Here is a 233-nt window from a genome sequence, read left to right on the forward strand (position 1 = left end):
TTGCGCGGCGTGTTCGCGGGCGTGTGGCCCTGCGTGCCGTCGGCGGCCTGCAGCACGACGCCGTCCATATAGGTGTAGCCCGCGAATACCTGCCACTTGTCGGTGATATGGCCGGTCGCGCCCGCCTGGAAACCGCGCACGCGAATATCGCCTTCGAGCGTGTATTCGCCCGTCGACGTCTGCGTGCGCGCGTTATCCATTTCCTGCTGGAAGAACGCCGATGTCACCGAAAG

1 protein-coding gene is annotated in these 233 nt (G+C 64.8%); it reads right to left on the reverse strand.

Features of this window, described 5'->3' with window-relative positions; translation table 11 throughout:
- Positions 1-233, reverse strand: a 233-nt coding sequence (locus tag SB751_RS35555) for a TonB-dependent receptor domain-containing protein (protein ID WP_410749679.1), incomplete at both ends; no start/stop codon positions are given.

The organism is Cupriavidus sp. SIMBA_020 (genome assembly GCF_046535395.1).
GTDB classification, from domain to species: domain Bacteria; phylum Pseudomonadota; class Gammaproteobacteria; order Burkholderiales; family Burkholderiaceae; genus Cupriavidus; species Cupriavidus campinensis.